Raw genomic sequence first — 22,721 nt, forward strand, 5'->3', positions numbered from 1 at the left:
GTGGCGGCGTCGGGATACCCGCGTTCTACACCCCGGCCGGAGTGGGGACGCCGATCAGCGAGGGCGGCCTGCCCTGGCGTTACCGGGCCGACGGCTCGGTGGCGGTGGCTTCCCCACCCAAAGAGGGAACCGGCGCGCCCGGTCGAATCGCATACTCGATCACCCCGGCTCGGCTCGGAGGCTGGTGATCGACCTCGCGTGAGTGCGACGATCGGGCCGGCCGCGGGGTGACCTCGGCGGGTGCGGCGGGAGTAGCATCCAGGTATCCCTCGACGAGTCGAGAGCATGATGCACGAACTCGCGATTGCGCAAAGTGTTGTCGACGCCGTGTGCGACCACGCGGCGGGGCGTGCGGTGTATCGCGTGACCGTCGAGGTGGGGGTGCTGACCGCCGTGGTACCCGACGCGCTGCGCTTCGCTTTCGATATCGCCGCCGAGGGCACCGTCGCGGACGGCGCGAGTCTGGATATCCGGTGCGTACCGGGTGCGGCACACTGCCGCGCCTGCGGTGCGGACTTCACCGTCACCGAGCTGCTCCTGCTCTGCCCGTGCGGAAGCGCGGATGTGGCGATAGGGGCGGGCCGGGAACTGCGGATCCGCTCGATGGAAGTGAGCCGAGAATGTGCGCAACCTGCGGATGTGGAAACGATACGGTAGGCGTGATCACGGTCGGACACGACGGCCCGGCCGATCCCGGACACGAACACGGCCGGGACGGGCCGCCGCATTCGCACGGTCCCGGCCACGAGCACACACACGACGGCGGGGCCCCGCACACCCACCCGCCGGCGACCGAGACGGTATCCCTCGAGCAGAAAGTCCTCGCGAAGAACGACCACCTCGCCCAGCACAATCGGGAGTGGTTGCGCGAGCGCGGCATCCTGGCGCTGAACATGACCAGCTCTCCGGGTGCGGGCAAGACCACGCTGCTCGAGCGGACGATCCGCGCGCTGCCCGGCACCCCGATCGCGGTGATCGAGGGGGACCAGGAGACGGTGCGCGATGCCGAGCGGATCGCCGCGACCGGAGCTCGGGCGGTCCAGGTCAATACGGGAGCCGGTTGTCATCTGGACGCCGAGATGACGCGCCGGGCACTGCACGCGCTGGATCCGGCCTCCGGCACCGTGCTCTTCATCGAGAATGTCGGCAATCTCGTCTGCCCGGCGCTGTTCGACCTCGGTGAGGCCGGGAAGGTCGTACTGATCTCGGTGACCGAGGGGAGCGACAAACCGCTGAAATATCCGCATATGTTCGCGGCGGCCGGTCTGGTGCTGGTGAACAAGATCGATCTGTTGCCGTATGTCGATTTCGACCTCGCCGCCTGTATCGAGTACGCGCATACGGTGAACCCCGGTCTCGAGATGCTTCCGGTCTCGGCCACCACCGGGGCGGGGCTCGACCGCTGGTACGAATGGCTGGCGGAGCAGCGCCGGGTGGCCGCGACGAGTCTTGAGGGTGCCGGTCACCCCGTCTAGACTGTTGTGATCAGAGTCACAATCCGTGGTCAATGAGCCGGAACGGCCAGTCCCCGCTTCGACTCCGGAAGGTGGCAGCGTATGCCAACTCAGGAAGCGGTCCGAGCCGAAGAGACCTTGATCCATGTGCTCTGGATCAATGCCGGTCTCAGTTGCGACGGCGATTCGGTGGCGTTGACCGCCGCCACCCAGCCCAGTGTCGAGGAAATCGCCCTCGGCGCCCTCCCCGGTCTCCCGAAAGTCGCGGTGCACTGGCCGCTCATCGATTTCGAATGCGGTCCCAATGGTGGCGCCGACGATTTCCTCGAATGGTTCTTCCGGGCAGACCGTGGCGAAATAGACCCGTTCGTGCTGGTCGTGGAGGGGTCGATACCGAACGAACAATTGCACGAGGAGGGGTACTGGTGCGGATTCGGCAACGATCCCGCCACCGGCCAGCCCCTGACGACCAGCGAATGGCTGGACCGCCTCGCCCCGAAGGCCACGGCCATCGTGGCGGCCGGCACCTGCGCGACCTACGGCGGTATCCACGCCATGGCCGGTAATCCGACCGGCGCCATGGGCGTGCCCGACTATCTCGGCTGGGATTGGAAGAGCAAGGCGGGAATTCCGATCGTCTGCGTGCCGGGCTGCCCCATCCAGCCGGACAATATGTCGGAGACGCTCACCTATCTGCTCTACATGGCCACCGGTCAAGCTCCGATGATCCCGCTCGACGACGCGCTGCGCCCCAAGTGGCTGTTCGGCGCGACCGTGCACGAGGGTTGCGACCGCGCGGGCTACTACGAGGAGGGCGATTTCGCCACCGAGTACGGCTCCCCGAAATGCATCGTGAAACTGGGGTGCTGGGGTCCGGTGGTCAAGTGCAACGTGCCGAAGCGCGGGTGGATCAACGGTGTGGGCGGCTGCCCGAATGTGGGCGGTATCTGCATCGGATGCACCATGCCCGGCTTCCCCGACAAATTCATGCCGTTCATGGACGAGCCGCCCGGCGGGAAGATCTCCTCCGCCGCCTCGGGCCTCTATGGATCGGTGGTCCGCAGCCTCCGCAACATTACCGGTCGTACCGTCGACAAAGAGCCACGCTGGCGGCACCGGGGCGAAAAGCTCGAGACCGGCGCGACCCGAACCTGGTAGGAGGGATCCGGCGATGACGCAGATCATCCCCGAGCCGTCACATCGGACGATCGAACCGGACAGCCTCGTCGAGATGGCGTGGGATCCGATCACCCGCATCGTCGGCAGTCTCGGTATCTACACCAAAATCGATTTCGACAACAGCGAAGTCGTGGAGTGCCACAGCACCTCCTCGATCTTCCGCGGCTACTCCGTGTTCATGCGCGGTAAAGACCCGCGCGACGCCCATTTCATCACCAGCCGTATCTGCGGTATCTGCGGCGACAACCACGCGACCTGCTCCTGCTACTGCCAGAACATGGCCTACGGCGTGCAGCCGCCACATCTGGGCGAGTGGATCGTGAACCTGGGTGAGGCGGCCGAGTACATGTTCGACCACAACATCTTCCAGGAGAACCTGGTCGGGGTGGACTTCTGCGAGAAGATGGTCGCCGAGACCAATCCCGGCGTGCTCGCGGTGGCCGAACGGACCGACGCCCCGCACGCGCAGGCACACGGCTACCGCACGATCGCCGACATCATGCGCGCGCTGAACCCGTTCACCGGGGAGTTCTACCGGGAAGCCCTGCAGGTGAGCAGGTACACCCGCGAGATGTTCTGCCTGATGGAGGGCCGGCATGTGCACCCGTCGACGCTGTACCCGGGCGGTCCGGGCACCGTGGCGACGGTCCAGCTGATGACCGACTACATGACCAGGCTGATGCGCTATGTCGAGTTCATGAAGAAGGTCGTGCCGATGCACGACGATCTGTTCGACTTCTTCTACGACGCGATACCCGGCTACGACAAGGTGGGCTTGCGGCGCACCCTGCTGGGCTGCTGGGGCTCGTTCCAGGATCCCGAGTTCTGCAACTTCTCCTATGCGGATATGGAGGACTGGGGTCGCAAGATGTTCGTCACCCCGGGCGTGGTGGTCGACGGCAAACTGCTCACGACCTCACTGGTCGATATCAATCTGGGCCTGCGGATCCTGCTGGGCAGTTCGTACTACGAGGACTGGACCGACCAGGAGACATTCGTGGCCACCGACCCGCTGGGAAATCCGGTGGACCGGCGGCACCCCTGGAACCAGCACACCAATCCCCGGCCGCAGAAACGCGACCTGGCGGACAAGTACAGCTGGGTCATGTCGCCGCGCTGGTTCGACGGCAGCGACCACTTGGCCCTGGACACCGGCGGCGGGCCGCTGGCCCGGCTGTGGGCGACGGCGCTGGCCGAGCTGGTCGATATCGGATACGTGAAGTCCACCGGCCACAGCGTGCAGATCAACCTGCCCAAGACCGCGCTCGCGGGCCCGGTCACGCTGGAATGGAAGATTCCCGCGCACGGCAGCAACACCATCGAACGCGACCGCGCCCGGACCTACTTCCAGGCCTACGCCGCGGCCTGCGCGCTGCACTTCGCGGAGAAGGCGCTCGCGGAGATACGGGCCGGGCACACCAAGACCTGGGAAGAGTTCGAGGTGCCCGAGGAGGGCATCGGTTGTGGTTTCACCGAGGCGGTGCGCGGTGTGCTGTCGCATCACATGGTGATCCGGGACGGGAAGATCGCGAACTACCACCCGTATCCGCCCACTCCGTGGAACGCCAGTCCGCGCGACAGCTACGGCACGCCGGGTCCGTACGAGGACGCGGTGCAGGGCCAGCCGATCTTCGAGGAGAACGACCGCGAGCACTTCAAGGGCATCGACATCATGCGCACCGTGCGCAGTTTCGATCCCTGCCTGCCGTGCGGTGTGCACATGTACCTCGGGAAGGGGCAGAGCCTGCGGAAACTGCATTCGCCGACGCAGACGGCCACACCGGAGTGAATTCGGTACCGGCGACGGGAGAGTGAGGTGGACGCATCCCCGCACGGACAGGACGACACAGCACCTGACGGGCAGCGCTGGCGCGCGGCGGGCGACCGGATAGACACGCTGCTGGAGGCCAGTTCGGCGGGCGGCACTGTCGCCCGGGAACGGGCCGAGGAGCTGGTGCGCGAGGTGGCCGGGTTGTACGGCGCGGGACTGGCCCGGGCGGTCGAGCTGCTGGACCCGGGGTCGGTCGAACTCCTGGCCCGCGACGATCTGGTCGCGAGCCTGCTGCTCGTGCACGGGTTGCACCCGCACGATGTGGAGGCCAGGGTGCGGAACGCACTCGACAGTGTGCGGCCGTATCTCGGCTCGCACGGCGGTGATGTCACCCTCGTCGGCATCGTCGACGGGGTGGTCCGCTTGGAGCTGACCGGCAGCTGCCGCAGCTGCCCGTCCTCGTCGGTGACCTTGGAACTGGCAGTGGAGGACGCGGTACGTACCGCCGCGCCGGAGATCGAGGCCGTCGAAGCCGTGGCTGCGCAGCCGGAACCGGCGGGGCTGATCTCCACCGATTCGCTGTTCTCCCGGGTGCGCGCCGACGGCCGTGCGGCGGGCAGCTGGGTGCCGGTCCCCGAACTGGCCGGACTCGTTCCCGGTGAAGTGGGCGGATTCGCGGTCGCCGGCCATACGGTGCTGGCCTGCCGGGTGGGTGAGCAACTGTTCGCCTACCGGGACCACTGCCCGGCCTGCGGGCATTCGCTCGCGGGGGCCGCGCTGCACCGGCGGGCCGGATACCCGGTCGGTGACGCGGTCCTGCGCTGTCCGACCTGTCGCGCCCATTTCGATATCGTGCGGGCCGGTGCGCGTCTCGACGGCGAGGGTCATCTCGAACCGCTCCCGGTCCTCGTGCGGTCCGGTGAACTGTCGGTGGCCGTGCCGGTGGGGGTGGCAGGGTGAACACGCCGTCGCGAGTGCTCCGGCGGATCACCACCGAACGCCCGCCCGCGCGGCGGGTGGGCGAGCGCTGCGAGATGTGCGCCGAGCCGATCGCCGCCGCACATCAGCACGTCGTGGATATCGAGGGCCGGCAGCTGATGTGCGTCTGCCGCGGGTGCTACCTGCTGTTCGTGGACCAGCAGGCCGCACTGCGGTACCGGGCGGTGCCCGCACGCTATCTCGCCTTTCCCCGGTTCTCGATCGGTCCGGCGGAGTGGGACGCGCTGGATATACCGGTGGGGCTGGCCTTCTTCTTCCACAACTCCACGGAAAATCGGACCGTGGCCTTCTATCCGGGCCCCGCGGGCGCGACCGAATCGGAACTGCCGCTGGACCGGTGGAACACGATCCTGCGGCGGCATCCGGAGCTGGATGTGCTCGCCGCCGATGTCGAGGCCCTGCTCATCCGCGTTCCCGACAACGATGTCGACCGGGCGAGCTGCCTGCTCCTGCCGATCGACGCGTGCTACGAATTCGTCGGCCGGATGCGCCTGCTGTGGCGCGGTTTCGACGGTGGTCAGGATGTGCGTGACTACCTGGACGAGTTCTTCGCGGCCGCCTCGGCCCGGGCCCGGGATGCGCTATGAGTCCCGTGCACTCGACGACGTTCGCGGTGCTGGAGATCGCGCCGCAGCCCTACTCCGCCGCGCCGATCCTGTCCGCCCGGGTCGGCATCGCCTCGCTCGCGGACGAACCCGTCCACGCGATCGCCCTGCGCGCGCAGGTACGGATCCAGCCGTCGCGCCGCCGCTACTCCGACGAAGAGGGAGCCGGGCTGACCGATCTGTTCGGCGCGCGCGATCGCTGGCGGGATACCCAGCGATCCTTCCTCTGGATGCACTGCGCCACCATGGTTCCCGGGTTCTCCGGCGGCGCCGAGGTGGATATGCCGATGCCGTGCACCTACGACTTCGAAGTGACCGGATCGAAATACCTGCACGCCCTGCGCGACGGCTCGGTGCCGCTGCTGTTCCTGTTCAGCGGCACGGTGTTCATCAAGGGCAGTGGTGGCTTCGCCATCCAGCAGATTCCGTGGGACCGCGAGGACACCTTCGATATGCCGGTGTCGGTGTGGCAGGAGCTGATGGCCGCGCATTTCCCCAACACCGGCTGGGTGCGCCTGCATCGGGACACCCTCGACGAGCTGGCCGCCTACAAATCCGGCCGCGGTCTGCTCGGTTTCGACGACGCCGTGACCCGGCTGCTGGCGCGCGCGAAGGAGCTGCCGTGACCACGGAACCGCTGGCCCGGGCCCGCGCCGTCGCCGACGCGGTGCTCTACGAGGGCTATCTGCTCTATCCCTACCGGGCGACCACGCGAAAGAATATGGCGCGCTGGCAGTTCGGGGTGCTGGGGCCGCCGGGGGCGGCCGCGGCGGGATTCGGCGAGGAGTCGTCACTATCGGCCGGGTTCCTGCTCGACCCGGCTACGGACCCGGTGCTGACATGGACTGTCCGGTTCCTCCAGCTCCAGCGGCGGCAGGTGATGGGCGACGACGGCCGGCCGCGCGCCGAACTGTCCGTCGGCGCGCGCTCGTGGCTTTCCTGGGACGAGGCCGTCACCCAGGAGATCGTCGTCGGCCCGATGGCCGCGGAATCCCTCGTGCGCCCGCTGACCGTCCCTCCGGGCGTCGATACCGAGGAGATCGCCGATGCCGCGGGCCGGGTGGCCGGGACCCTGGTGCGGTCCCGGCAACCGCTCGCGGGTGAATTCGCGCTCGCTGTCGAGCATGCCGGCGGCTTCCTGCGGCTCACCGCGGAGGTGCGCAATGTGGGCGCCCCCGCGACCGGCAGCCAGGACGCGCTCGCCCGTTCGCTGATCGGCGCGCACATCCTCGGGCAGCTCAGCGGCGGACAGTTCGTCTCGTCACTGGATCCACCGGCGGCGGCCGAGCCGGCGGTCGGACGCTGCGCGTCGCACCGGTGCTTCCCGGTGCTCGCCGGTCCGCCCGGTGATCACAGCCTGCTGCTGATCTCGCCGATCATCCTCTACGACCACCCCGAGATCGCCGCGCAGAGCGCGGGGGAGCTGTTCGATTCCACCGAGATCGACGAGATCCTCACCCTGCGGGTGATGACGATGACCGACGCGGAGAAGGCGCAGGCCCGGGCGACCGACCCGCGCGCGGCCGAGATCATCGACCGCTGTGAGGCCGTATCGCCGGAAGCGATGCGGCAGCTGCACGGTGTGTTGCGTGAACCGGGTCCGGACCGGCCCCGCCCGGTACCCGAGGTCCCGGAGGGGACCGATTGGTGGGACCCGGCGGCCGACGGCGCCGTCCGTCCCGACCGCGACGCGGTGCCGGTGGCGGGTGTGCTGGTGCGCCGGGGCAGCCGGGTCCGGCTACACCCGTCGCGGCGAGCCGACGCCCAGGATCTGTTCGTCGACGGTGCGCCCGCCCGGGTCGTCTCGGTGCACCAGGACGTGGACGGGGAATCGCATGTCGGGGTCGTACTGGACGACGACCCCGCAGCCGAACTGCACGAATGGTTCGGCAGGTACCTCTATTTCGCGCCCGACGAACTGGAGCCGCTCGACGAGCCCGAGAAGTGAAAGGAAGTACATGATGCAGACGGTGGGAGTTGTCTCGACAGCGGTGGTGGCGGTACTGGCGGCAGTGGGTGTCTACCTCGGTGTGCGCTCGGTACCGGACCTCCGGAGATATCTGAAGATCCGGCATATGTAGCGGCGGATCGGAAGGAGACACGATGCAGGACCCGAGAGAAGAACCACAGCAGGCACGCGGCGAGCCGGGCTCGCGCGATACCGGTGCGGACACCGTGGCCGGTGGACCCACCGAACGCGAGCCGGGCGATATCGGTCACGAGGAGACGACCTCCGCGCACGGCGCGGACGCCGAGCGGGAGACCGAGTTCACCTCGGAGCCGCCCTCCGGTAGCGAACCCGCCGTTCCGCCCTACGAGGAGCGCAAACCGACGGCGAACGAGCCGGAGGAGACAGCGACCGGGAAGGTCGACGACCAGGATGTCGGCGGTGCGACGACGCCGACCGACGGAAAGGGCTGAGCCGACGGATACCGTGCTGATCGCCGGGATCGGCAATATCTTCCGCGGCGACGACGGTTTCGGACCCGAGGTGGTGCGGCGCATGCCGGAGCACCCGGCAGCCGGTGCGCGGGTGGTGGACTACGGCATCCGCGGTATGCACCTGGCCTACGACCTGCTCGACCCCTGGGACGCGCTGGTGCTGGTCGACGCCGTGCCGGATCGCGGCACGCCGGGACGGATCGAGGTGATCCGGGCCGAACCCGGCCGCGCCGGGACCGCCGCGCTGGACGCCCACGCGATGGATCCGGCGGCGGTGTTTGCCGGTGTCCGGGCACTGGGCGGCACCGTGCCCCCGACCGTGGTCGTCGGATGCCAGGTCGAGTCGGTGGACGAGCGGCTCGGGCTGTCCGCCCCGGTCGGTGACGCGGTGAACGCGGCCGTGGCCACCGTGGGTCGCGTCGTCGCCGAACTGCTCCGCCCACATCAGGAGGTGTGACCATGTGCCTCGGTATCCCCGGCCGGGTCGTAACGGTCCCCGACGGCTACCACCGCCAGATCGCCCTGGTGGACGTATCCGGTGAACAGCGACAGGTGAACATCGGCCTGCTCGAGGACGACCCGGCGGGCCCCGGTGACTGGGTCGTCATCCATATGGGCTTCGCGGTCGAGAAGACCGACGCGGCGGGCGCGGCCGAGGCGATGGCGGGGTTGCGCCTACTCGGCCGGGGTGAGCAGCCGTGACGGCCGGCCGGGCGCGGCGCCGGTTCGTGGTGCGCGGCGTGGTGCAGGGCGTCGGGTTCCGGCCGTTCGTCTACACCACCGCGGCGGAGCTGTCGCTGAGCGGCCGGGTGTCCAACGACAGCAGCGGGGTGTTCATCGAAACCGAGGGGACCCCCGCCGACCTCGCGGAGTTCGAACGGCGTCTACGGACCGCCCCGCCGCCGCTGGCCGTGGTGGAATCGATCGAAAGCCGGGAGCTGCCGGTCCGCGGCGGTACCGGATTCCGGATCGCCGACACCACCGCGGGCGGCGGGCGTACGCTCGCCTCACCCGATATCGCGATCTGCGCGGACTGTGCCGCGGAACTGCGCGATCCCGCCGACCGGCGCTACCGGCACCCCTTCGTCAACTGCACGAACTGCGGTCCGCGATTCACCATCATCGCGTCCCTGCCCTACGACCGGGCGCGGACCTCGATGGCCGATTTCCCGATGTGCGAGCGCTGCGCCCGGGAGTACCACGATCCCGCCGATCGCCGTTTCCACGCCCAGCCCATCGCCTGCCCGGAGTGCGGCCCCCGCCTGTACTACGCCGGGCCGGGCGGTGGGGAACCGCTCGCCGCCGCCCGTGCGCTGCTGCGCTCGGGCGGCATCCTCGCGGTGAAGGGCGTCGGCGGTTATCACCTGGCCTGCGACGCGATGGATGAGACCGCGGTGGCCGAGTTGCGCCGCCGGAAACGCCGCGGCGGAAAACCTTTTGCCGTGATGGCGCCGGATCTCGCGGTCGCCCGTGGGATAGCCGGGCTCGACGATGTCGCCGCGGCACTGCTGACCGGGCCGCAGCGCCCCATCGTCCTGCTCCCGCGGGGTGCCCGGCAGATCGCCGGATCCGTCGCGCCGGGCAACCCGGATCTCGGTGTGCTGCTGGCCTACACCCCGCTGCACATCCTGCTCTTCGGGCTCCCGGGCGATCCGGCCGGTCCCGATGTGCTGGTGATGACCTCCGGCAACCGCAGCAGCGAACCGATCTGCTATCGCGACGCGGACGCCCGGGAGCGCCTCGCCGGGCTGGCCGACGGATGGTTGTGGCACGACCGCCGGATCCTGGTGCCCTGCGACGATTCGGTGGTGCGCGTCGTCGACGGTGCCGAGACACCGGTGCGCCGGTCGCGTGGATACGCACCGCTGCCCCTCGCGTTGCCCGTGCCGGTGGCACCGACGCTCGCCGTGGGCGCCGATCTGAAGAACGTCTGCGCGGTGGCCGACGGCCGGTACGCCTGGTTGAGCCAGCACGTCGGCGATATGGACGATCTGGCCACGCTGCGGGCCTTCGACGCCACCGAGCGGCATCTCCGGGAACTGACCGGTGTGCGCCCCACCCAGCTCGCCGCCGACACCCACCCGGGCTACCGCTCCACGGAGTGGGCGCGCCGCGCAGCCGGCGATCGCCCGGTACGCACCGTGCAGCACCATCACGCGCATATCGCCGCGGTGATGGGGGAGCACGGCCTCGGGCCGTCCGACACCGTGCTGGGAGTCGCGTTCGACGGCACCGGGTTCGGCCCCGACGGAGCGGTCTGGGGCGGGGAGTTCCTGGCCGCCGGGTACAAGGGCTACCGCCGGCTGGCGCATCTGAAATATGTGCCGCTGGCCGGCGGCGATACGAGCGTGCACCGGCCGTACCGGATGGCGCTGGCGCATCTGTGGGCGGCGGGTATCGACTGGCGGCCCGCGATCGCCGCGGTCCGCGCCTGCCCGGCGGCCGAACGCGCGGTGCTGGCCCACCAGTTCGAGACCGGCCTGGGATGTGTGCCGACCTCGAGTATGGGCCGGCTGTTCGACGCGGTGGCCTCGCTGGCCGGGGTCCGCCACACCGTGGACTACGAGGCGCAGGCCGCCATCGAACTCGAAGGTGTGTCCCGGCGCGGTGACACGGGCGGCATCGAGTACCGGTTCGCGATCGATACCGGCCGCGACCCGGTGTCGATCGATCCCGCCCCGATGCTCGCGGCGGTGGTCGCCGATACCGCGGACGCGGTGCCGGTCGCGGTGATCGGTGCCCGTTTCCACGCCGCGCTCGCGCGGCTGGTGCTGAAGATGGCCCTGGCCCACCCCGGACCGCCCACGACCGTCGCCCTCTCGGGCGGTGTGTTCCAGAACGCGCTGCTGTTGTCGGCCACCCGGCGGCTACTGCGGGCACACGGTTTCACCGTGCTCACCCACCACCGGCTGCCCCCCAACGACGGCGGTCTCGCGTTCGGTCAGGTGCTCGCGGTGGCCGCGGGCTGAGTGGAGAAGGAGGACGATCATGTGCCTGGCAGTTCCCGGAAAGGTACTCAGCCTCGAGGAGCGCGACGGCACTCTCATGTCGGTCGTCGATTTCGGCGGCGTGCACAAGGACGTATGCCTGCAGTACATCCCGGATGCCGCGATCGGCGACTACGTCGTCGTGCATGTGGGATTCGCCATCAACCGGCTGGACGAGGAATCGGCACTTCGGACCCTGGCCGAATTCGAACACCTCGGTGTGCTGAACGAGGAGTTCGCCGACGGTTTCGCCGTCGCGGCCGCGCAGGCGGGAGTGGAAAACCCGGAAGCGCCGCGGCAGCGCGACCCCGAGGAGGAACCGTGAAATATCTCGACGAATTCAGTGACCCGCACTTGGCGAAGAAACTTCTCGACCGGATCCGCGCCACCACCGACCGCCGGTGGGCGATCATGGAAGTATGTGGCGGCCAGACACATTCGATCATCCGGCACGGAATCGACCAGTTGCTGCCGGACCGGATCGAGATGATCCACGGCCCGGGCTGCCCGGTGTGCGTCACCCCACTGGAGGTCATCGACAAGGCCCTCGAGATCGCCGCCCGGCCCGGAGTGATCTTCTGCTCCTTCGGCGATATGTTGCGGGTTCCGGGCAGCGAGAAGGATCTATTCCACGTCAAGAGCGAAGGCGGGGACGTCCGGGTGGTCTACTCGCCGCTGGACGCGCTGGAGCTGGCCAGGGCGAACCCGGACCGGCAGGTGGTCTTCTTCGGGATCGGCTTCGAGACCACCGCCCCGGCCAACGCGATGACCGTCTACCAGGCCCAGCGCCTCGGTATCGAGAACTTCTCGCTGCTGGTGTCGCATGTGCTGGTGCCACCGGCGATCGCCGCCATCATGGAATCGCCGCAGTGCCGGGTACAGGCGTTCCTGCTGGCCGGGCACGTGTGCACGGTGATGGGTACCCAGGATTATCCACCGCTGGCCCAGCGCTACCGGGCCCCCATGGTGGTCACCGGATTCGAACCGCTGGATATCCTCGAGGGCATCCGTCGCACGGTGGCGCAGCTCGAGGCGGGCCGGCACGAGGTGGAGAACGCCTATCCGCGCGCGGTATCGGAGGCGGGGAATCCGGCGGCCAAGGCCATGCTCGACGATGTCTTCGAGGTCACCGACCGGGCCTGGCGGGGGATCGGCGTGATCCCGGGCAGTGGGTGGCGGTTGTCGCCGCGCTACCGCGACTACGACGCCGAACACCGGTTCGCGGTAGGCGAACTGCACGCGGCCGAATCGTCGATCTGCCGGTCCGGGGAGGTGCTGCAGGGCCTGATCAAACCCAACGAATGCGCCGCGTTCGGCACGCAGTGCACACCGCGCAACCCGCTGGGCGCCACCATGGTCTCGTCGGAGGGCGCGTGTGCGGCCTACTACCTGTACCGCCGGCTGGACCAGCCCGCGGAGGTGGCCCATGCGTGAGGATCCGATGGCCCCGGCGGTGACGATCGATGCCGAGGCGTGGGTCTGCCCGATGCCGCTGCGCGACGCACCGAATATCGTGATGGGGCACGGTGGTGGCGGGGCGATGTCGGGTGAGCTGATCGAGCACCTCTTCCTCCCGGCCTTCGGGGCCGCCGCCGACGCCGGCCTGGGGGATTCCGCGGTCGTCACGGTCGACGGCACCCGCCTGGCCTTCTCGACCGATTCCTTCGTCGTGAAACCGCTCGTGTTCCCGGGCGGTTCGATCGGCGAGCTCGCGGTGAACGGCACCGTCAACGATCTGGCCATGGCCGGTGCGCGGCCCCTGGTGCTGTCCACCGCGTTCATTCTCGAAGAGGGCACCGCGCTGTCCGAGATCGCCCACGTGGCCGAGGCACTCGGCACCGCGGCGTCGGCGGCCGGTGTCTCGCTGGTGACCGGCGACACCAAGGTCGTCGACGCCGGGCACGGCGACGGCATCTTCATCAACACCGCCGGCATCGGTGTCCTCGCCGACGGCGTCGATATCCGGCCCGAGCGCGCGGCCCCCGGCGATATCGTCGTGGTCAGCGGGGAGATCGGGGTGCACGGTATCGCGGTGATGAGTTGCCGCGAAGGCCTGGAGTTCGGGACGACGGTCCTCAGCGATACCGCGCCGCTGGGCGGCCTGGTGGCCGCCATGCTGGAGACGGGTGCCGATCTGCACGTCCTGCGCGACCCGACCCGCGGCGGGGTGGCCGCGACGCTGAACGAGATCGCCCGCGCCGCGGGGACGGGCATCGCGCTGGACGAGACGGCACTGCCGGTACCGGCGGCGGTCCGTGATGCCTGTGGGCTGCTCGGCCTGGACCCGATGTACGTCGCCAACGAGGGCAAACTGGTCGCTTTCGTACCGCCCGCGGACGGGGAGCGGGTACTGGCGGCGATGCGCGCCCATCCGCTCGGGGCGCATGCGGCGGTGATCGGCCGCTGTGTCGAGGAGCATCCGGGAATGGTGGTGGCGCGCACCGCGCTCGGCGGTACGCGGGTGGTCGATCTGCCCGCCGGTGAGCAGTTGCCGCGGATCTGTTGACACGGCGGGTCCGCGGGGACCACCGCCCGGAAGGAACGAGGTAGACCGACGGTGCGGAAATCGGTGGCGGCCCTGCGGGCGGGATGGTCGGATCTGGACCTCGCGCAGCGCCGCGGTGTGGCCGGGATGATTCTCACGATCGTCGCCTTACACCTCATCGGCTTCGCGACACTTCTGCTCCTGGTGGTCCCTGGCGGCTATCTCGTGGACGGCGCCGTTTTCGGCGCGGGTCTCGGAATCACCGCCTACACCCTGGGTATGCGGCACGCGTTCGACGCCGACCATATCGCCGCGATCGACAATACGACCCGCAAACTGGTGGCCGAGAATCAGAAGCCGCTGTCGGTCGGTTTCTGGTTCTCCCTCGGGCATTCCACCATCGTGTTCGTGCTGGTCGCCCTGCTGGCGGCCGGGGTGAAGGCGCTCGCGGTCAATCTGCAGGACGACAATTCGCGGTTGCAGCGGTGGACCGGCGTCTTCGGTACGGGTGTCTCGGGTACCTTCCTCATCCTGATCGGGTTGCTGAACCTGGTGTCGTTGATCGGGATCTGGCGCGTGTTCCGCGGTATGCGGGGCGGGGTGTACGACGAAGCCGAACTCGAACGCCGGCTGGACGACCGCGGCGCGCTGAACCGCGTCTTCGGTCCGCTGATGCGCGCGGTGCGCCGGCCCTGGCAGATGTATCCGGTCGGGTTGCTGTTCGGACTCGGCTTCGACACTGTCACCGAGGTGGGTCTGCTCGTGATCGCCGGTGGCGCGGCGGCCACCGATCTGCCCTGGTACGCGATTCTCGTACTGCCCGTCCTGTTCTCGGCGGGTATGTCGCTGTTCGACGCCCTGGACGGGACGTTCATGAACTTCGCCTACGGCTGGGCGTTCGCGGGCCCGGTCCGCAAGATCTACTACAACTTCGTGGTGACGGGCCTGTCGGTCGCGGTGGCCCTGTTGATCGGGGCGCAGGAGATCATCTCCATCCTGACCGAGAAGCTCGATCTGACCACCGGCCCGCTCGCCTGGATCGGTGCGCTCGATCTCGGTGCGATGGGGTTCATCATCGTCGGACTCTTCGTCCTGACCTGGACTGCCGCCGCGGCCGTCTGGCGGTTCGGCGACGTCGAGCAGCGGTGGCGGCGCGGGGTGCCGGTGGACCCATGAGCATGCCCGCCGAGGCCCGCAGTACCCGGGGAACGGAGATGTTCGCCCGGTATGCCTACGCGCCCAACCGGCTCGGCTACTGCGGCCCGGCCGAGATATCGGCCCTGCGCGGCGGTGCCGCGGACCGGGTGCGGGCCGCGGCGCGCCAATTCACCGGAGCATGGCCCTACCTGCGGGTGATGTCGCGCATGACCGGTATCGCCGATCCGCTCGATCTCCGGCTCGTCGAGTCGTACTGGATAGGCGGCGGCGTCGGCGCGGGACTGGATCCGGACGCATTCGTCACCGAGCTCCTCGCTGTGATCGGCCCGGCCGCGGGACACTATTGGCAGTACCTCGCCGAGGAGTCGCTGGCCGGCGAGGCGGCGGCCAACCACTGCTTCCACGTCTTCGGGATCTACCCCTGGAGCCGGCTGCTCGGTCGCGGCGGGGAGCAACCGATCCGGGTGCTCGACTGCTGCCGGATCAGCTGGGGCACAGTGACGGCCAGACACGACGACGAGCTGACGGTGCGGCGCCGCCGGCTGCGCTTCGACGAGGGACGGTTGCTGTTGAGCGAGCCGGCGGCGCTGTCGGTACCCGTGTGGGAGGACGGGTACTCCGCCGTGCCCGACGCGGCTCCGGGGCAGCTCGTCGCCCTGCACTGGGACCGGCTGTGCGGCCCCTTGACCCCGGTGCAACTACGCACACTCGCCGTGACGACCGCTCGGCAACTGCGGGTCACCAACCGGCGGCTGGCACATCAACCGACCGGCGTGGCCACCGCCGGTGATCGTCGTCGATGACGAAGGTGTGGGTGTGCCGGTAGCTGTTCGCGCCCACCGGTACCGCGTCGTGGAGATGCCCGGGATCGATCCGGCCGTCGTGGACGTGGCCGAGCGCGGCGGGATCGTGCCGGGGCCAGTACCGCACCGCCGCGACCAGCCCGGCGCCGGCGACGAGGCCCAGCACGATCCAGGTGGTGGCGAATCCCGTCGCGGTGGCGAGCCGCCCCGCGAGCGGATAGGTGAGCAACCAGCACAGATGCGATAGCGAGAACTGGGCCGCGAAGAGGGCCGGCCGGTCCTTCGCATGCGCCGAGCGCCGCAGTACCCGACCGGCGGGAGTGATCGCCAGCCCGGTGCCGGCGCCGATGACTGCCCAGACCGCGAGGGCGGCGGTCCGGCTCCCGGGCCCGCACAGCGCCATCGTTACGGCCGCCGCGATGCCGAGAACGAGGGTCCACGCCCCGGCGAGCACGATCGAGCGTTCACCGGCCCGGTCCAGTACCCGGGGCAGCGCCAGGGCCGCGAGCATCGTGCCGAAACCATTGGCCGCCAGCAGCACCGCGACATCGGAAGGCGAGCCGCCCAGCACATCGCGGACGTAGTTGACGGTATTGACCAGCACCACCGACCCCACCGCCGCCACTACGAGGTTCACCCCGAGCAGCCCCCGCAGCCGCGGAGTGGCGGCGAAGATCCGCATACCGGCGGCGGTCCGGTCCCATACTCCGGTCACCGCGCGGCGGACGGGATCCGGAATCGCCGTGCCCGCGACCAGTATCGCGGAGGCGAGGAAGCCGAGTGCGGTGCCGGCGAACAGCCGGTGGAAATCCAGTACGGTGAGCAACAGCGCCGCCAGCACCGGGCTGAGCAGGCTCTCCATCGTCGCGGCGAGTTGTGACGCGGACAGTGCCCGGGTGTAATCGTGTTCGTCGGGCAGGATATCGGGCAGTGCGGCCTGGAAGGCCGGGGTGAACACGGCCGAGGCGGTCTGCAGCACCGCGATCGACAGGTAGACCTGCCACACCTCGTGCACGAACGGCAGGGACAGCGCCGCCGCGACGCGCACCAGGTCCAGTGCCACCAGCAACCCGCGTCGCGGCAGCCGATCGGCGTAGGCCGCCGCCACGGGGGCGACAGTGACGTACACGGCCATCTTGATCGTCAGGGCGGTGCCGAGGACGAGTCCGGCGTCCTTCCCGGCCAGCTGATAGGCGAGCAGTCCCAGCGCCACGGTGGCCAGACCGGTGCCGCACAGGGCCGATACCTGCGCCGCGAACAGGCGCCGGTAGGCGCGGTGGGCGAACAGTGACAACCCTCGACTCCTCGATCCGTGCCGTGCAGGCAGAATATGTGCTCGTGTACGCACACGATTCTAGTAGCCATTGGTCCGAGCTTCCGGCCCCGGATCTCGTCGACGCGGCATCGACGGCACTGCGGATGCTGTCCGACCCCACCCGGCTGCGGCTGTTGTGGCTACTGAGCGGCGACGACGAACTGGACGTCGGTTCGCTGGCCGCACGGGTTTCGCTGGCCCGGCCGGCGGTCTCGCAACATCTGGCCAAGCTGGAACTGGCCGGGCTGGTGGTCCGGCGCCGGGCCGGCCGGCGCATGCTCTACCGAACCCGGGGTGGCCACGTGCGCCGTCTCCTGGTCGAGACGTTGAACGCCGCCGAGCATCGGGTGCGCGGAATACCGGACCACGACTGAGGTCCCGCGCCCACCGGCGGTGCCGGGCCGCCCGTTCCGGCCGGGCTCAGCCGGCCGCTTCGGGGCGGTCGGCGAGGCCCAGGCGGAGGTGTTCGCTGTGGTAGATCGCCTCGTCGAGCAGCTGGGCGACATGGCTGTCGTAGAGGCTGTAGACGATGCTGCGCCCGCTACGGGCGCCGGTGACCAGGCCGAGGTTGCGCAGGAGCCGTAGCTGGTGCGATACCGCCGACTGCTCCATCCCGACCGCCGTCGCGAGCTCGGTCACCGGGAGGGGCCCCTGACGTAGTTCGCTCAGGATGAGCAGCCGGCTCGGCGTGGCCAGTGCCTGCAGCGTGGTCGCGACGCGGGCCGCCGCGTCCCCGTCCAACCGCGCGATCGGGCGGTCCCGGCCTTCGACCCCGTGTCCCATAACACGACAGCATATCAACCAGCATAAATGAAGACGTCTTCATGTGTTCTGTTATGGTCGGTGAATCGTTCGTTCCCGCTGTGGAGGTGACCTGTGGCCGTTCCGACGCGTACGCCCGCCGATTCGACGCGCGTGCCCACCTCGGTGACCGTGCGCCGGACGAAACTGTTCGAGCTGCCCGAAACCCGTTGGGCGGCGACAGCGGTGATGCTCTTCGCGGCCGGAGTCGCGACGCAGCTGGCCGGTGGCCCGGCCTGGTCGTGGTGGACGCTGTACCTGGCCTGCTACGCCGCGGGCGGCTGGGAACCCGCCGTGGCCGGTCTGCGGGCGCTGCGGGAGCGGACGCTGGACGTGGATCTGCTGATGGTGGCCGCCGCGCTGGGCGCCGCGGCGATCGGGCAGGTCGGGGACGGCGCGCTGCTGATCGTCATCTTCGCCACCTCGGGCGCGCTGGAGGCCTTCGCGAGTGCGCGGACCGAGGATGCGGTGCGCGGGCTGCTGGATCTGGCGCCGGATACCGCGACCCGGGTCACCGCGAACGACGAGGAGACGGTCCCGGTCGCCGACCTGGAGATCGGCGATACGGTCGTGGTACGCCCCGGTGAACGGATCGCCGCCGACGCCACCGTGGTATCCGGCGGAAGCGAGGTCGATCAGGCCACCATCACCGGAGAGCCGCTGCCGGTGGACAGATCCGTCGGCGACGAGGTCTTCGCCGGCACCCTCAACGGCACCGGCGCCCTGTGGATCCGCGTCGACCGCCTGGCGCAGGATTCGGTTGTCGCCCGGATCGCGGCCCTGGTGGAGCAGGCGAGCCGGACCAAGGCCCGCACCCAGCTGTTCATCGAGAAGATCGAGCAGCGCTATTCGGTGGCGATGGTGGCCGCCACCCTGGCGATATTCGTGGTGCCACTGCTGTTCGGTGAGTCGCTGCAGCGGGCGCTGTTGCGTGCGATGACCTTCATGATCGTGGCCTCCCCGTGCGCGGTGGTGCTGGCGACCATGCCCCCGCTGCTGGCCGCCGTCGCGACCGCCGGGCGGCACGGGGTACTCGTCAAGTCCGCCGTCGTGATGGAGCGACTCGGGACCACCGACCTGCTCGCGTTCGACAAGACCGGAACCCTGACCCGCGGAGTTCCCGAATTGGTCGAGATACGGTGCACGACCGACTCGTTCGACGCCGAGGAGGTCCTGCGGCTCGCGGCGGCCGTGGAACGGCCCAGCGAACACCCGCTCGCCGCCTCCATCGTCCGGGCCGCTCGCGCGCGCGGGCTCGAGGTGCCCGCGGTCGGCGAATTCGCCGCCGAACCGGGGCGCGGAGTGAGCGCACGCGTCGGCGATCACCGCGTCGGGGTCGGATCACCGGCGGCGCTGGTCGCGGCGGCCGCGCCCTGCGCGGATACCGAGACGGCCACGGCCGCCGCGGCGGCCGTGCAGGCGCGTGGGTACACCGCGGTCGTGGTGACCTGCGACCACCGGCCGATCGGCGTCCTCGCCCTCGCCGACGAGATGCGCCCGGAAGCCGCTGCCGCGGTCGCGGCGGCGCGGCGGCTGACCGGGGCGAACCCGGTGCTGCTGACCGGCGACAATCGGGTGGCCGCCGAGCGGTTGGCCGCCCGGGTCGGCATCACTGACTTCCGGGCCGAGTTGCTGCCCGCGGACAAGGTCGCCGCCGTCCGGCAGTTGCGGGCCGGCGGCGCCGCGGTGACGGTGGTGGGCGACGGGGTCAACGACGCGCCCGCCCTCGCGGCCGCGCACGCCGGTATCGCCATGGGCGGCGCGGGTTCGGATCTGACGTTGCGGACCGCCGATGCCGTGGTGGTCCGCGACGATCTCACCGCCCTCCCCGCGGTGCTCGCGCTGGCCCGGCGGGCCCGCCGCATCGTGGTCGCGAACCTGGTGATCGCCGCGTCCTTCATCGCGGTGCTGGTGGTGTGGGACCTGGTGGGAACCCTGCCGCTGCCGCTCGGCGTGGCGGGACACGAGGGCTCCACGATCATCGTGGGTCTCAACGGCCTGCGGCTGCTGCGTGAGGCCGCGTGGCGCCGTGCGATGGGAGCCGGCTCGGCCACCTGACGGGTGGCCGGGAACGCGCTGCCGGCGGATCACCGTCCCGCGGCGGTTCGCCGATAAGGGCACATCCTCCGATTCGGGAGCACGGGCCCGGCCGGACTCAGCCCGGAAGCGGTGCGCGGAAATGGCTGGGCTCGGCATCGGCCGGTAGATCGGCGGCGGTGGCGAACGGTTCGACCTCGGCGCGCAGGTCCACGAGGTGACGGGCGTGGGCCGCCAGGGACCGGTCCTCGTCGGAGACCGGTGTCCACTGCTGGATGGGTCGCGCCTTGCCGGCGGCGTCCACCGCCACGACCACGGCCAGACCGTGCGCGGCGAGGGCCGGTTCGTCGGAATACGGGTCGGTCGCGGTGACGTGCACGCTGATGTGCATACTGCGCGGGCCGGTATGGATCAGCCGTGCGGTGACCTCCACGATATGGCCGATGACGATCGGCCGGTAGAAGCGGATCCCACCGAAATAGGAGGTGATCACATGCTGGCCGGCCCAGTCGGCGCCACAGACGTAGGCGGCTTCATCGATCCACCCCATCGTGCGGCCGCCGTGCACCTTGCCGCCCCAGTTGATGTCCGAGGGCGCCGCCAGGAATCGCAGCGTCGCGCTCGGGGCGGTGGAGGCGGCGGTGTAGCGCTGCGTGGCCATGGCCTCCTCGATGCGCTTGCGGACCGAGAGCCGGGCGCGGGCCTGCCGATGGCGCTGCAACTCGAGAATCGTGGCCGGTTCCCATTGGGGCACCGCGACCGTCCGCCGCGCCTCGTCGACGGCGACGAAGATGGTGAGGCACTGCGCCGTCTGGACCGGTTTCTGCCGGGTGGGGTCCGTCGAGTAGACGCTGACCAGAATGTGCATGCTCGTCCGGCCGGTATGGACGAGGTTCGCGTGCAACTCGACCAATTCGCCGACCGCGATCGGCCGGTCGAGGTGGATATTGCCCACATAGGCGGTGACGCAGTAGCGGCCGCTCCACTGGGCCGCCGCGGCATAGGCGACCTTGTCGATCCATTCGAGGAGCTTGCCGCCGTCCACCGCGCCCGCGATACCCGCGTCGGCAGGTTTGACGAGGAAGCGGTGGATCGCCTCGGACCGTCTACCGGACGCGGCCGGGGTCGGGAGGGGGTCGATGGTTGTGGCGTTCACGGGCCTGCCGATCTGCTCGGGTGGTGCGGAGGTACGGTTCCCGACTCCGTTGTCGTCGGAGCAGAATAGGCAGGTGCGGCGCTACGGGCGAGTAGGACACCGCCCGCGGCCGGGAACCCCGGCGATTCGCCCGGCGTACCAGGTCCCCGCCGGATACACGGGCGGCGCGGTGTCCGGGGAAAGGGCGCGGGCGGGTGTTTGAGGGGGCGCGCGGTGGTTATTCGCCCGACGATCGGCCAGACCGCCGGCCGGTCGCACCCGACGAGAGGGGACAGGCGATGAGTGCGAAGGACAAGCTCGACAACAAAGCCGAAGATCTCGCCGGCCAGGCCAAGGAAAAGCTCGGAAAGGCCACCGGCGACGAGGAGACGAAGAACGAAGGCAAGGCCGATCAGACCAAGTCCAACCTGAAGGACGCGGGCGAGAAGGTGAAGGACGCCTTCCGCGACTGATCGGGCCTGCGCACGGGCGACGCCGGGACACCGGCGTCGCCCGTGCGGTGTCCGGCCCGGAGTCGCGGATCCGGCTCAGCGGCCCCGGGGGCGGATCCCCCGAAGTCACGGGCCGAAGGGGACCGGTCCGTCCGCGCTCCCGGCGGGCCCGGGAATCGCCTCCGCGTCCGGCGATCGCCGGGGCGACGGGGTGTCGAATCCGGGTAACCGGCCGGCGACCAGCGGGATCATGAGCTGGATGAGCGGTCCGATGGCCACCGCGTAGACCACGGTGCCGAGACCGACGCTGCCGCCGAGCAGCCAGCCGGTGCTCAGGACCGACACCTCGAGGATCGTCCGGACGCGGCGGATGGACCATCCGGTCCGGCGGGCGAGCCCCGTCATCAGACCGTCGCGCGGACCCGGTCCGAGTCCCGCGCCGATGTACAGCACACTGGCCAGTGCGTTGAGTACGACCGCGAGCACCATCGCCCCCACTCGGACCGGCATCGACTCCCAGTGCGGGAGGAGCCAGAGTCCCGCGTCGACCGATACACCGACCAGCACCACATTGCTCACTGTTCCCACACCGGGCCACTGCCGCAGCGGAATCCAGGCCAGTAGTACCACCGCGCCGGTCAGCACGGTCACCGTGCCGAAGCTCATCGGCACCTGCCGGGTGACCCCCTGGTGGAAGACGTCCCACGGGTCCAAACCGACTGCGGCGCGGATCATCACGGCCATCGAGAAGCCGTACAGCCAGAGCCCGGCGAACAGTGCGGTGAGACGTCCGATCACGCCACGAGCTTTCCCGTATCTGGTCACTTCGTACAGAGCCACCTGTGTACAACTGGATACTCCTCTGGCCTCCGCCGCAGCCACTTCCCCTGTGGTCTGGGCCGAACCATGTCCCACGCAGGCCGCACCGGGCCCGCGTGTCGGGTGGTCGGCGCGTCGATGGGCAAAACGCCGGACCCGGTTGCACGGTGCCCGGGCGATGTGCATAAATTGTCCGGCGCACGATCTGATAGCTGTTTGCTCTTAAAGGTGTTCGCGTGGCAGGGGCGTGGACACCGCTTCGTCACGACGAAGTCGTAC

The 22,721-nt window shown here is 69.7% G+C and carries 25 protein-coding genes and 1 pseudogene; 22 read left to right on the forward strand and 4 right to left on the reverse strand.

From position 1 onward, the window contains the following. Positions 1 to 2 precede the first annotated feature (2 nt). The 19 genes and pseudogenes from AB0H42_RS02305 to AB0H42_RS02395 all read left to right on the forward strand — a co-directional run. Positions 3 to 125 (forward strand): annotated as a pseudogene (locus AB0H42_RS02305) (succinyl-CoA--3-ketoacid-CoA transferase); the annotation flags it as partial. Between the two features lie 163 nt (positions 126 to 288). Further along, the gene (locus AB0H42_RS02310; protein ID WP_357048661.1) at positions 289 to 657 is read left to right on the forward strand and encodes a hydrogenase maturation nickel metallochaperone HypA; all 369 of its coding nucleotides are present in this window, start codon (positions 289 to 291) and stop codon (positions 655 to 657) included. Beyond that, positions 621 to 1,475, forward strand: a complete 855-nt coding sequence (gene hypB / locus AB0H42_RS02315; protein ID WP_357048507.1) for a hydrogenase nickel incorporation protein HypB — start codon at positions 621 to 623, stop codon at positions 1,473 to 1,475. The genes AB0H42_RS02310 and hypB overlap by 37 nt, the downstream gene beginning before the upstream one ends. An 81-nt stretch (positions 1,476 to 1,556) precedes the next feature. Then, a complete protein-coding gene (locus AB0H42_RS02320; protein ID WP_357048509.1) occupies positions 1,557 to 2,612 on the forward strand; it encodes a hydrogenase expression protein HypE in 1,056 nt (351 codons plus the stop codon). A 13-nt stretch (positions 2,613 to 2,625) separates the two neighbouring features. Continuing rightward, positions 2,626 to 4,422: a nickel-dependent hydrogenase large subunit gene (locus tag AB0H42_RS02325; protein ID WP_357048512.1), complete on the forward strand. Its 1,797-nt coding sequence runs from the start codon at positions 2,626 to 2,628 to the stop codon at positions 4,420 to 4,422. Positions 4,423 to 4,449: 27 nt separating this feature from the next. Continuing rightward, complete coding sequence (locus AB0H42_RS02330; protein WP_357048515.1) at positions 4,450 to 5,364, forward strand: NifU family protein; 915 nt, start codon at positions 4,450 to 4,452, stop codon at positions 5,362 to 5,364. 14 nt (positions 5,365 to 5,378) lie between these two features. After that, positions 5,379 to 5,990: a DUF5947 family protein gene (locus tag AB0H42_RS02335; RefSeq protein WP_357048663.1), complete on the forward strand. Its 612-nt coding sequence runs from the start codon at positions 5,379 to 5,381 to the stop codon at positions 5,988 to 5,990. Further along, positions 5,987 to 6,634, forward strand: coding sequence for a DUF6084 family protein (locus AB0H42_RS02340; protein ID WP_357048518.1), 648 nt, complete (start codon positions 5,987 to 5,989; stop codon positions 6,632 to 6,634). The genes AB0H42_RS02335 and AB0H42_RS02340 overlap by 4 nt, the downstream gene beginning before the upstream one ends. After that, positions 6,631 to 7,956: a hypothetical protein gene (locus AB0H42_RS02345; RefSeq protein ID WP_357048521.1), complete on the forward strand. Its 1,326-nt coding sequence runs from the start codon at positions 6,631 to 6,633 to the stop codon at positions 7,954 to 7,956. Before AB0H42_RS02340 ends, AB0H42_RS02345 begins: the two co-directional genes overlap by 4 nt. A 10-nt stretch (positions 7,957 to 7,966) precedes the next feature. Continuing rightward, positions 7,967 to 8,089: a hypothetical protein gene (locus AB0H42_RS02350; RefSeq protein WP_357048524.1), complete on the forward strand. Its 123-nt coding sequence runs from the start codon at positions 7,967 to 7,969 to the stop codon at positions 8,087 to 8,089. 22 nt (positions 8,090 to 8,111) lie between these two features. Continuing rightward, on the forward strand, positions 8,112 to 8,429 hold the full coding sequence (locus AB0H42_RS02355; RefSeq protein WP_357048526.1) for a hypothetical protein: 318 nt from the start codon (positions 8,112 to 8,114) through the stop codon (positions 8,427 to 8,429). Beyond that, positions 8,389 to 8,907, forward strand: a complete 519-nt coding sequence (locus AB0H42_RS02360) for a hydrogenase maturation protease (protein ID WP_357048529.1) — start codon at positions 8,389 to 8,391, stop codon at positions 8,905 to 8,907. Before AB0H42_RS02355 ends, AB0H42_RS02360 begins: the two co-directional genes overlap by 41 nt. A 2-nt stretch (positions 8,908 to 8,909) precedes the next feature. Then, entirely contained in the window at positions 8,910 to 9,152 is a 243-nt protein-coding gene (locus tag AB0H42_RS02365; protein WP_357048666.1) for a HypC/HybG/HupF family hydrogenase formation chaperone, read from the forward strand. Further along, entirely contained in the window at positions 9,149 to 11,419 is a 2,271-nt protein-coding gene (gene hypF / locus AB0H42_RS02370) for a carbamoyltransferase HypF (RefSeq protein WP_357048532.1), read from the forward strand. Before AB0H42_RS02365 ends, hypF begins: the two co-directional genes overlap by 4 nt. A gap of 19 nt (positions 11,420 to 11,438) precedes the next feature. Continuing rightward, entirely contained in the window at positions 11,439 to 11,762 is a 324-nt protein-coding gene (locus tag AB0H42_RS02375) for a HypC/HybG/HupF family hydrogenase formation chaperone (RefSeq protein WP_030520085.1), read from the forward strand. Further along, positions 11,759 to 12,871 carry a hydrogenase formation protein HypD gene (gene hypD, locus AB0H42_RS02380; RefSeq protein WP_357048535.1) on the forward strand — a complete coding sequence of 371 codons (1,113 nt, stop codon included), beginning with the start codon at positions 11,759 to 11,761 and terminating at the stop codon, positions 12,869 to 12,871. Before AB0H42_RS02375 ends, hypD begins: the two co-directional genes overlap by 4 nt. Then, positions 12,864 to 13,943: a hydrogenase expression/formation protein HypE gene (gene hypE, locus AB0H42_RS02385; RefSeq protein WP_357048537.1), complete on the forward strand. Its 1,080-nt coding sequence runs from the start codon at positions 12,864 to 12,866 to the stop codon at positions 13,941 to 13,943. The genes hypD and hypE overlap by 8 nt, the downstream gene beginning before the upstream one ends. A gap of 93 nt (positions 13,944 to 14,036) precedes the next feature. Beyond that, positions 14,037 to 15,098 carry a HoxN/HupN/NixA family nickel/cobalt transporter gene (locus AB0H42_RS02390; protein ID WP_357048669.1) on the forward strand — a complete coding sequence of 354 codons (1,062 nt, stop codon included), beginning with the start codon at positions 14,037 to 14,039 and terminating at the stop codon, positions 15,096 to 15,098. Next, a complete protein-coding gene (locus AB0H42_RS02395; protein ID WP_357048539.1) occupies positions 15,095 to 15,883 on the forward strand; it encodes a DUF6390 family protein in 789 nt (262 codons plus the stop codon). Before AB0H42_RS02390 ends, AB0H42_RS02395 begins: the two co-directional genes overlap by 4 nt. Here the strand turns inward: AB0H42_RS02395 and AB0H42_RS02400 are convergent. After that, on the reverse strand, positions 15,819 to 17,177 hold the full coding sequence (locus tag AB0H42_RS02400; RefSeq protein WP_357048543.1) for an MFS transporter: 1,359 nt from the start codon (positions 17,175 to 17,177) through the stop codon (positions 15,819 to 15,821). The two genes, AB0H42_RS02395 and AB0H42_RS02400, sit on opposite strands and share 65 nt — an antisense overlap. On the opposite strand from AB0H42_RS02400, the gene AB0H42_RS02405 reads away from it, so the two are divergent. After that, positions 17,171 to 17,572 carry a metalloregulator ArsR/SmtB family transcription factor gene (locus tag AB0H42_RS02405; protein WP_357048546.1) on the forward strand — a complete coding sequence of 134 codons (402 nt, stop codon included), beginning with the start codon at positions 17,171 to 17,173 and terminating at the stop codon, positions 17,570 to 17,572. The genes AB0H42_RS02400 and AB0H42_RS02405 overlap by 7 nt on opposite strands. Before the next feature lie 46 nt (positions 17,573 to 17,618). Here the strand turns inward: AB0H42_RS02405 and AB0H42_RS02410 are convergent, their stop codons facing one another. Next, positions 17,619 to 17,981 carry a metalloregulator ArsR/SmtB family transcription factor gene (locus AB0H42_RS02410; protein ID WP_030520078.1) on the reverse strand — a complete coding sequence of 121 codons (363 nt, stop codon included), beginning with the start codon at positions 17,979 to 17,981 and terminating at the stop codon, positions 17,619 to 17,621. A 132-nt stretch (positions 17,982 to 18,113) separates the two neighbouring features. Between AB0H42_RS02410 and AB0H42_RS02415 the strand changes: the two genes are divergently transcribed. Beyond that, complete coding sequence (locus tag AB0H42_RS02415; protein ID WP_357048672.1) at positions 18,114 to 20,057, forward strand: heavy metal translocating P-type ATPase; 1,944 nt, start codon at positions 18,114 to 18,116, stop codon at positions 20,055 to 20,057. Positions 20,058 to 20,154: 97 nt separating this feature from the next. Here the strand turns inward: AB0H42_RS02415 and AB0H42_RS02420 are convergent, their stop codons facing one another. Further along, entirely contained in the window at positions 20,155 to 21,192 is a 1,038-nt protein-coding gene (locus AB0H42_RS02420) for a hotdog domain-containing protein (protein WP_357048549.1), read from the reverse strand. A gap of 278 nt (positions 21,193 to 21,470) precedes the next feature. Between AB0H42_RS02420 and AB0H42_RS02425 the strand changes: the two genes are divergently transcribed. Then, positions 21,471 to 21,644, forward strand: a complete 174-nt coding sequence (locus AB0H42_RS02425; RefSeq protein ID WP_030520075.1) for a CsbD family protein — start codon at positions 21,471 to 21,473, stop codon at positions 21,642 to 21,644. 105 nt (positions 21,645 to 21,749) lie between these two features. On the opposite strand, the gene AB0H42_RS02430 is transcribed toward AB0H42_RS02425, so the two are convergent. Continuing rightward, entirely contained in the window at positions 21,750 to 22,367 is a 618-nt protein-coding gene (locus AB0H42_RS02430) for a hypothetical protein (RefSeq protein WP_357048675.1), read from the reverse strand. Positions 22,368 to 22,721 lie beyond the last annotated feature (354 nt).

Origin of the sequence: Nocardia sp. NPDC050799 (assembly GCF_040654015.1) — a bacterium.
Taxonomy (GTDB): Bacteria; Actinomycetota; Actinomycetes; order Mycobacteriales; family Mycobacteriaceae; genus Nocardia.

Excerpts from the sequence above, each read along its gene's own strand:
- AB0H42_RS02310 (WP_357048661.1), top strand. The coding sequence starts at position 289 with ATGCACGAACTCGCGATTGCGCAAAGTGTTGTCGACGCCGTGTGCGAC.
- hypB (WP_357048507.1), top strand. The coding sequence starts at position 621 with ATGTGCGCAACCTGCGGATGTGGAAACGATACGGTAGGCGTGATCACG.
- AB0H42_RS02320 (WP_357048509.1), top strand. The coding sequence starts at position 1,557 with ATGCCAACTCAGGAAGCGGTCCGAGCCGAAGAGACCTTGATCCATGTG.
- AB0H42_RS02325 (WP_357048512.1), top strand. The coding sequence starts at position 2,626 with ATGACGCAGATCATCCCCGAGCCGTCACATCGGACGATCGAACCGGAC.
- AB0H42_RS02340 (WP_357048518.1), top strand. The coding sequence starts at position 5,987 with ATGAGTCCCGTGCACTCGACGACGTTCGCGGTGCTGGAGATCGCGCCG.
- AB0H42_RS02350 (WP_357048524.1), top strand. The coding sequence starts at position 7,967 with ATGATGCAGACGGTGGGAGTTGTCTCGACAGCGGTGGTGGCGGTACTG.
- AB0H42_RS02355 (WP_357048526.1), top strand. The coding sequence starts at position 8,112 with ATGCAGGACCCGAGAGAAGAACCACAGCAGGCACGCGGCGAGCCGGGC.
- AB0H42_RS02360 (WP_357048529.1), top strand. The coding sequence starts at position 8,389 with ATGTCGGCGGTGCGACGACGCCGACCGACGGAAAGGGCTGAGCCGACG.
- AB0H42_RS02365 (WP_357048666.1), top strand. The coding sequence starts at position 8,910 with ATGTGCCTCGGTATCCCCGGCCGGGTCGTAACGGTCCCCGACGGCTAC.
- AB0H42_RS02375 (WP_030520085.1), top strand. The coding sequence starts at position 11,439 with ATGTGCCTGGCAGTTCCCGGAAAGGTACTCAGCCTCGAGGAGCGCGAC.
- hypE (WP_357048537.1), top strand. The coding sequence starts at position 12,864 with ATGCGTGAGGATCCGATGGCCCCGGCGGTGACGATCGATGCCGAGGCG.
- AB0H42_RS02395 (WP_357048539.1), top strand. The coding sequence starts at position 15,095 with ATGAGCATGCCCGCCGAGGCCCGCAGTACCCGGGGAACGGAGATGTTC.
- AB0H42_RS02410 (WP_030520078.1), bottom strand. The coding sequence starts at position 17,981 with ATGGGACACGGGGTCGAAGGCCGGGACCGCCCGATCGCGCGGTTGGAC.
- AB0H42_RS02425 (WP_030520075.1), top strand. The coding sequence starts at position 21,471 with ATGAGTGCGAAGGACAAGCTCGACAACAAAGCCGAAGATCTCGCCGGC.
- AB0H42_RS02430 (WP_357048675.1), bottom strand. The coding sequence starts at position 22,367 with ATGGCCGTGATGATCCGCGCCGCAGTCGGTTTGGACCCGTGGGACGTC.